The following is an 8,008-nucleotide window of genomic DNA, read 5'->3' on the forward strand; positions in this document are numbered from 1 at the left end:
CTGCGGCGGCTGCAGCGGCGGAGCGTCCGGCATCGGCGTATCGCGCGGCCGCGCGGCTGCAGCCGCGGCCTTGGCCGCCGCCGCCTCCGCCGCCGCGGCCTCGGCCAGCCGTGCGCGCTCCCTCTTCTTCTGCTTGCCGCCCTTCTTCTTCCTGCCGCCGCCGCCGCCGCCGCCGCCGCCGCCGCCGCCGCCGCCGCCGCCGCCGGCGGCGGCGTTCGGACCGCTGGCGCTGCCTGCGGCGGCCACGGCGACGGACGGCAGGGCGGGCGCGGACACGGAGTCGGCCGGCACCGCGCCAATGTCCGTTGACGGCGCCCGGCCGTCGGACACCAGCGCCGCGGCGCGCGGGCTCCGCGACGCCGGGGACCTCACCTCGGTCAGCGCGGAGCTCGCGGCAGCGGAGATGGCGCAGGACCTCGGCCAGGCGGCGCCGCCGCGCCGCGCGGGGAGCGGCGTGGGTTGCGACGGCGTCAGCTCCGACGATAACACGGAGCCCGTCCACGCCCTCCAGTCCTTCGCCGACTCCGCCGACTCGGCACCCCCTTCGCGGCCGTCCTCCCCCTCGGCCTCCACTCGGTCGCAGGAGGCGGACAGCGGCGCGGGTGCGGCTGCCGCGGTCAACGGCGACGGCGCGGGGGCCCCCGCTGACGGCGGCGGCACCTGGGTCACCGTCGTGGGCCGGGCCGCCCGCAACGCCGAGCGCCGGGCGGCGGCGGCCGCTGCCGCTGCCGCCGACGGGGCGCGGCGGTCGCCGCCCCCACCGTCGCCCCACCGCATCCTCGCCGCCGGCGCCGGGCGCCGGCGCTCGCCCTCACCGACGGGCTACCGCCTGCCGTCGCCCGCCGGCTCGTCGTCGTCGTCACCGCCGCAGCAGCAGCGCCGCGCGCGCGTCCTGCCCGACCGGGAGGCGCGCCGGCGCGGGCCGCCCCGCCCGGAGGAGCAGTACTCCGCCGCCGGCCTCGCGCAGCGTGAGCTGCGCGTGCGCTCGTGGGCGGAGGCCCTGGCCAGGAAGTAAATGGCGGGACCTCCTCAGGGGCGGCGGCCGCCGGGCCGCCGCCGCCTCAGCGTCGTCGCGCACAACACCAACGGACTGCGCTCGCCGGCAAAACGGCACGCGCTGTTCAGCGGCATCGTGCGTGGTCAGTGGGACGTGGCAGTGATCGTCGAGACGCACACAGCCGCGGACGACGACCTCGACGCCTGGCTCGCGGCGGCGCTCGGCGCCGGCCGCCCACTGCCTGGCCGGGCCTTCTGGGCCCACGGCCGGCGGGGCAGCCGGGGAGTGGCCATCCTCCTCGGCAACCAGCTCTGCGGCATCGAAGACGCCTCCGTCCAGTTCTCCGACGGCGACAGCACCGGCACCGACGGCGGCCGCCTCCTCCGCGTAGGCTGGCACGACGGTCCGACGGGCGAGCCCTGGTCGGTGGTAGCCGTCTACGCCCCAAACGATGAGGCGGCCCGCCGTGCCTTCTTTGCGGCGGACGGGCCACTCGCCCGCGCGCTGGACGCGGGGCCAGCGAACGCCAATGTTGTCGTTGCCGGAGACTTCAACTGCATACTCGACCCGACGGACAGCTCGACAGCGTCAGCGGTGGCGGAGGCCTCGGCCGGGTCCGCCGCGGCCCTCCGCGGGCTCCTCGCCGGCGCCGGCTTGGCCGACGCCGGGCTCGAGGCCCGCGTTTGGGCGGCGGCGGGACAAGGTCCCGCACACCGGAGCCCCGCCGACGCCGCCTACACCTTCTTCTCCTCCACCGGTTCAGCCCGGCGCCTCGATCGAACCTACGTGTCCGACACCCTCATCAGTACTCGGCGGCTGGTTGCCTGCCAGCACCTTCCCCCCGGGGACCTCCCCGGGGACCACTGCGGCGTCGACCTGTCCCTCGACCTTGGCAGCGGCAGGGCTGCCGCGGCGACCGGCGGCGCGCCGCGGTGGAGGCTCCCACTCGAGCTTCTGGACGACGACGCCTTCCTCGACGCCGTCAGAGAGGCCGCGAGGTGGGAGCTTCGGGGCGCGGGGAGGGCGGCCACGGGCGTCGGGGGCAGGGGCGCCATGGCCAGGTGGCTTGCCTTCAAGCGCCGCGTCGCAGCCGCCGCCCGCATCCACGCCGCCCGCCGGCGGCGGGCGGCGGACGCCAAGCGGCGCAGCCTCGCCGCCCGCGTCCGGGCCGCCACCGACGCCCACGCGGCCGTGGCCGCGCGAGCGGCTCAGCACGGCGCCCCCGCGGCGGCCCAAGCCGATGCGGGGGAGGCCGCGCGCCGCGTGCGCGCCGCGGCCGAGGAGCTCCGCGCCTTCGCCGCTGGCAGAGCGGCGGTTCAGGCGGACAGGGCAGAGGCAGCCTGGCACGAGTACGGCGAATCGCCGACGGCGTGGTTCCACCGCCTCGGCGAGCGCCGCGCCGCCCTCCGTCACATGACCGCCGTCGTCGACCCGTCGTCGGGGGAGCGCGTCGTCGCCGACTCGCCCGCGGCAGCGCGCCGCGCCGCCGACCTCGCCGCCGACTTCTTCGACTCCGATCATCCAGGCGGCCTGTTCCGGCCGCCCGACATCGACGCCGTTCATCGCTCAACGATGCTGGACTACATCGACCGACGGATGACTACCGACCAAGCAGGCCAAGCGGACGGGCCCTCCACCGACGGCCGGCTTACGAGGGAGGAGCTGCTGGCCGCCCTCAAGTCCACACAACCGGGCAAGTCGCCCGGTCTCGACGGCCTGCCCTACGAGTTCTACGCCGTGCTCTGGGACGACATCGCCGACGACTACACCGCCGCTGTCAACGAAGCCTACATCGCCGACGGCGACAGCCCCGCCTACGCCGCCGACTTCACCGAGGGGCTCATCACCCTGGTCTACAAGGGCAAACCGTCAGCACCCCTGCCTGAGGACGCCGTCGGCAGCTACCGGCCCATCACCCTGCTCAACACCGACTACAAGATCGCCGCCAAGGCAATCACCCTTCGCCTCTCCCGTGTTCTCGGACACGTCATCGATGACACCCAGACCGCGTTCGTCCCCGGCCGCTGGATCGGAGACAACGTCCTTTGCCACCTCGAGACCTTCGACTACGTCAAGTCCCCCGACTCCGCGTGCATCCTCTTCCTCGACTTCGAGAAGGCCTACGACAAGGTGTGCCGGGGGTGGCTCCTCGCATGCATGGAACGCATGGGCTTCGGGGAGCGGGCACGCCGTTGGGTCCTCCTGCTCTTGGCGGGCACGACGGCGTCCGTCGCCGTCGCCGGCGCGCTGTCCCGCCGTTTCGCGGTGCGGTCCGGCGCGGCGCAGGGCAGCCCTTTGTCGCCGCTGCTCTACGTCGTCGCGGCGCAGCCCTTAGCCGCGGCGCTCCGGCAGCTTCAGGACGCCGGGGCCATCGACGCCGTCCGGCTACCAGACGGCACCGCGGCCCCCGCGAGTCATCAGCACGCCGACGACATCACCATCCACACCGCAACCGCCGCCGCCGCCAAGACCGCCCTGGACCGCGCCGTGCTACCGTTTGGCGGCGCGTCTGGGGCAGTGCTCAACATCCCCAAGTGCAAGGGCGTCACCCTCGGCGCGCACCCCGTCATCTCCGGCGTCGACCCGTCTACTGGCATCGAGTTCATCGACTCCACGGCTACCTTGCGTCATCTCGGCATCCTCCTCACCAAGGGCGACGTGCGTGAGGCCGCCAAGGCCGCGTGGCAGAAGCTCGTGGCTGCGGTGGCAATGCGCACCCGCCATTGGAGGACCGTCCCCCTCACCATACAGGGGCGGTCCTACGTCGCCAAGCAACTCATGTCATCGGTCATCACTCATCTGGCTACCTTCGTCGACCCACCGTCCCAACAGCTCGAGGCCCTTCAGTCGCTCATCGACGGCTACGTGCTCAACACCGCGGTGGACGGCACGCCGGACGACCGGCCCCTCCGGCATCACCCGTCGGCGGCCGTCACCGCACTGCCACCGGCGGAGGGGGGCCTCGGCGCACCCGACGTCGCTCTGCAGGCAACGGCTCTACGGGCGCGGACGGCGGCAAGGCTACTCCACCCGCAGCGGAGGCCGTGGAAGGCCCTCGCCCGGGCTCAGTTCGAGCGCGCCTACCCCGGCCTCGGCGTCTCCGTCATGCTGTCCGGCGTCCGCCCGGTTGGGGCCCAGGGGCTGGCGCCGCGGCTCGTCGCCTACTGGGCGGCGCTCCGCGCGACGCGCCCCCACCGCCTCCTTCCCCCCCAGCGCATGTCCCCACAACAGGTCGCCGTGGAACCCCTCGCCGGCAACCGCCGTGTCGGCACGCGACACGGCGGCGGCGTACCCGGGCCTGTGCCCTGGGCGGCCGCACGCCGGGAGTGGGGCGGCGCAGCCCGCCTTCGTGACTTGCAGCCCGGCGCGGGCGGCGACTTCCCCGCCGCCATGCCCGACGAGTGGAGCGCCGCGCTGACCGTGGCGGGCGGGCAGCCCTCGGCGTGGTCTGTCAGCGCCAACGGCAACTGGGTACGGCACTCGCCGCCGGCGGGCGGACCGCCGCGGCACTTCGTCGTTGAGGACGACGGCCGGCTGGTGGACCCCGCGGCCAACGCCGTCGCCCCGGCTGATGCCGTGGCGGGTTGGGAAGACGCCTGCGTCGTCGAGGGCCAGCTCGCCAAGGGGCGTACCCCGGGAGCCCGGGCGCCACTGCCGCCGCTGAGGGGCGACGCCGCCGGGCCGGCGGCGGCGACGGCGGCCGCCCCCCAACCCACCCCGCGGGACCTCTACCTCGAGGGGCCGTGGCGGCGCACGGGGCACGACCTCACCTTATGGGGCCACGGCTCCACGCCCCTCACGCTCCTCACCGTCCGTCAGGCGACACTTCGACTCATCCGCCTTCGGGCTCTCGGCCTTCTCTCCGCGATCTACTCCCCCACACAGGCGGTGCGCCCAGCCATCTGGGGTCGGGGCGCCGTCCCCGGCGCCGCCGACCCCGGCGCTCTCCAGGACTTGGCCAGCCGTCAGCAGGCAGTGTACGACGCGAAGGTGGCGGCAGCGGCGCGAACCACGGCCCGGCAGGGCCGCGGCGCGCGGCGGCCGCCGCCGACCGACGAGGAGCTCGGAGCGCTGTACCGGCAGCCGTGGATGCAGCCATCGCCTCCTCGGGAGGCGCCGGCCGTGCGCGCGGCGCAGAGGCAGGGGGCGGCGGCGGGTCAGACGCCGACGGCGGCTGGAGGGGACGACAACTTGGACCCCCTATCGCAAACGGGGGCAGGCGGGCCGGAGTGGCGCGCGGCATGGCGGAGGGCCTTGGGGCGGGCCCGCCGACGCCACCACCGCGCCTTCGCCTGGGCACTACTGCACGCAGCTTTACCGTGCAATGCCGCCAGGGTCCCCTTCTGGCCGCCGGACGCCGACGACATCGCCGCCGCGGCGTGCTGCGGAAACGCGGCGTGCCGCCCTGGCCCCTCTGCGGACGCGGCCGCGCGCCCGGCGGGCGCGCTCGAGACGCTGCTCCATGCCCTCCTCGACTGCCCGGCGGTGCGGCCTGCGATCCGATGGGCCGCAGGTGTGTGGGCGCGAGTCGAGGGCGGCACCGGGCCTCCCCTGACGCCAGCAGTGTGGCTACAGGGGGACTCGGGCGCGTGGCAGCCGCGGGACAAGCACCATGTGCACCTGTGGCACGCCTTGCGGATCGCCGTGCTGTCGGCAGCGTGGACGCTGCGCTGCCGCCGCGCGGCGCGGGGCACTCAGTTTGCCCCGGCCGATGTGGCGGCGGCGTGCGTGGAGGATCTTCGTGCCGTTGTAGGCGCGGAGTGGCAGCGCGCGACATCGGACGTGCGCAGCCTGGACGGTGTCAGCTCGCGCCTGTTCCCCCGCCGCCGCGCCGCCGCGGCCGCGGGAGCGGCCGCCGTCGTCGAGTTTGAACTCGCGTGGTGCGGTGGCGGGGTCGTCGCATATGTCAGCCATCGTCGCGGCCGTGCACCGGCCTTGGAGTTTCGCCTGGAGGCGCCCTCAGGGGCGTTGGTCTAGATCTTTTCGCTGTTGCGTTGCGCGTTCTCTGCTTCTCGCCCTTCGCCTTCATTTGGCCGGCTCCGGCCCCTTTGCGCAGGCCCCGATCGTTTGCGGGGGCGGCGCCGGCGGCTGCCTTCGGGTGGTTGGCCGGTGGCGCCAAGAGCCCCCCGCGCCGGAGAGGTCCGAACGGGCCCGGTGCGGGTGCGGCGTCATGCGCAGGGGGAGTCGGGCCCGCCGTCTGCGTCTCTTTTTTTTTTCGTTAGAATTCGGTTACACAGGGTTTCTATGCAACCTAGAGAGGGAGCGAGTCGCGGGTATCGCGAGGGCTGCAAACCCTGCAAGCAGCCTCGCGGCTGCGGGGGTCGCCCACAGCAGTGGCAACAGGCGTGGAGCATAGCTCAGAGATGGCAGGGTGCCATCCCCCAGGGACCTGAGACCCCCCACGAGTGCTCGAGGACGAGGACGAGATGCCGGGGACAACAGGGGGCCTGCCGCCGCAGCATTGGCGAGGATCGAGAGGTGAATTCATGTTTTTTTGGGGGGGGTTAGGGGAGAGGTGGTCGAGGCAGGCGCGATTGAATCCGGGCCGTCCGCAGACCGGAGGTCCGCACAACCTTAGGGTTTCAGATCCGAGGGCGCAAGAGCAACGCGCAAGCCCATCACTGCAGCCCCCACTGCAGTGTCGAGCCCGGGAGATGCCGCCGCCGTCGTCCAACCGAGACGCTCTGATGCCGCCGGTACGCGCGCGCGAGCTCAAGCCGCCACCACAGATGCGGGCATTAACCTGTGGCTCGGCTGCTGTCGCTCCTGTACGCGCACCAGCGTGCAACGGAGAAGGCCACCGCGGGGGTCGCCCACAGCAGTGGCAACAGGCGTGGAGCAGAGCTCAGAGATGGCAGGGTGCCATCCCCCAGGGACCTGAGACCCCCCACGTGTGCTCGAGGACGAGGACGAGATGCCGGGGACAACAGGAGGCCTGTTGCCGCAGCATTGGCGAGGGTCGAGAGGTGAATTCATACTTTTTTGGGTTAGGGGAGAGGTGGTCGAGGCAGGCGCGATCGAATCCGGGCCGTCCGCAGACCCCGAGGCCTGCACAGCAGCCCAAGGGTTTCAGATCCGAGGGCGCAACAGCAACGCCGCAAGCCCATCACTGCAGCCCCCACTGCAGTCTCGACCCTGGGAGATGCCGCCGCCGTCGTCCAACCGAGACGCTCTGATGCCGCCGGTACGCGCGCGCGAGCTCAAGCCGCCACCAGAGATGCGGGCATGCATTAACCTGTGGCTCGGCTGCTGTCACTCCTGTACGCGCACCAGCGTGCAACGGAGAAGGCCACAGCGGTGGTCGCCAGCCACGCGCCACACGCCGCGGGGAGTGCAAGGCGCGGCCGCTCGCGCCAGGCCGCTGCCGCGCGCCGGGCGCCGCTCGCCGTGCGCCGCCGCGCTCCGCAGCCCCGCGCTGGGCCGCTACCGCGCGCAAGGCGCCGCTTGCCGCGCGCCCCCGCGCTCCGCAGCCCCGCGCTGGGCCACTGCCGCGCGCCGGGCGCCGGGCGCCGCTCGCCGCGCGCCGCCGCGCCGCAGCCCGTGTGAAGCCGCGCGCCGCACACTGCCGCGCGTGTAGTCGCTTGTAGCCGACAAGGAGCGCCAATACGTGGGACCAGGGCGGGCCCTGGACGCGGGGCTCCCAGAAACGGATCGCAGCTAACCGCTGCGGCCCGTCCCGGGCTACAGGCCGCGACCTGCTGCCCCGCGCCCACGCGATCAGCTAATAAAAGCCGATCATGACGTATTTAGCGTGCGAGGGGGTCGCGGCCCCCACCCCCCGCCCGCGGCCGGGCCGCGGACGGGGGTTACGGGGTCGGGAGAGGTCGAGAGCGAGAAGTAGAATCGAGAAACGATGGTCGAGTTTTTTTTGCTATCTGCGCCGCGGCCGTCGCGGTCCAGGCACTGACCACGCCGGCAGCCATTAAGCTGGCGCTGGGCAACCTCGGGGTCTGCGGACGGCCCGGATTCGATCGCGCCTGCCTCGACCACCTCTCCCCTAACCCAAAAAAG

Annotated in this window: 3 protein-coding genes; 2 read left to right on the forward strand and 1 reads right to left on the reverse strand. The window is 73.6% G+C overall.

Annotated features, from left to right (window positions below; all coding sequences use genetic code 11):
* The coding region (locus tag ACKOQ4_RS08665; protein ID WP_526290849.1) for a hypothetical protein at nucleotides 1–291 on the reverse strand (291 nt) is incomplete at its 3' end.
* A gap of 7 nt (nucleotides 292–298) precedes the next feature.
* On the opposite strand from ACKOQ4_RS08665, the gene ACKOQ4_RS08670 reads away from it, so the two are divergent.
* Both ACKOQ4_RS08670 and ACKOQ4_RS08675 read left to right on the forward strand, forming a co-directional pair.
* Complete coding sequence (locus tag ACKOQ4_RS08670; protein WP_526290851.1) at nucleotides 299–1,015, forward strand: hypothetical protein; 717 nt, start codon at nucleotides 299–301, stop codon at nucleotides 1,013–1,015.
* On the forward strand, nucleotides 1,016–5,974 hold the full coding sequence (locus ACKOQ4_RS08675; protein WP_526290853.1) for a reverse transcriptase family protein: 4,959 nt from the start codon (nucleotides 1,016–1,018) through the stop codon (nucleotides 5,972–5,974).
* Nucleotides 5,975–8,008 lie beyond the last annotated feature (2,034 nt).

The organism is Mycobacterium sp. (genome assembly GCF_046095365.1).
Lineage (GTDB): Bacteria > Actinomycetota > Actinomycetes > Mycobacteriales > Mycobacteriaceae > Mycobacterium.

What these genes read in the sequence shown, in the direction of transcription:
- ACKOQ4_RS08675 (WP_526290853.1), top strand. Translation starts at nt 1,016, where the DNA reads ATGGCGGGACCTCCTCAGGGGCGGCGGCCGCCGGGCCGCCGCCGCCTC.
- ACKOQ4_RS08670 (WP_526290851.1), top strand. Translation starts at nt 299, where the DNA reads ATGTCCGTTGACGGCGCCCGGCCGTCGGACACCAGCGCCGCGGCGCGC.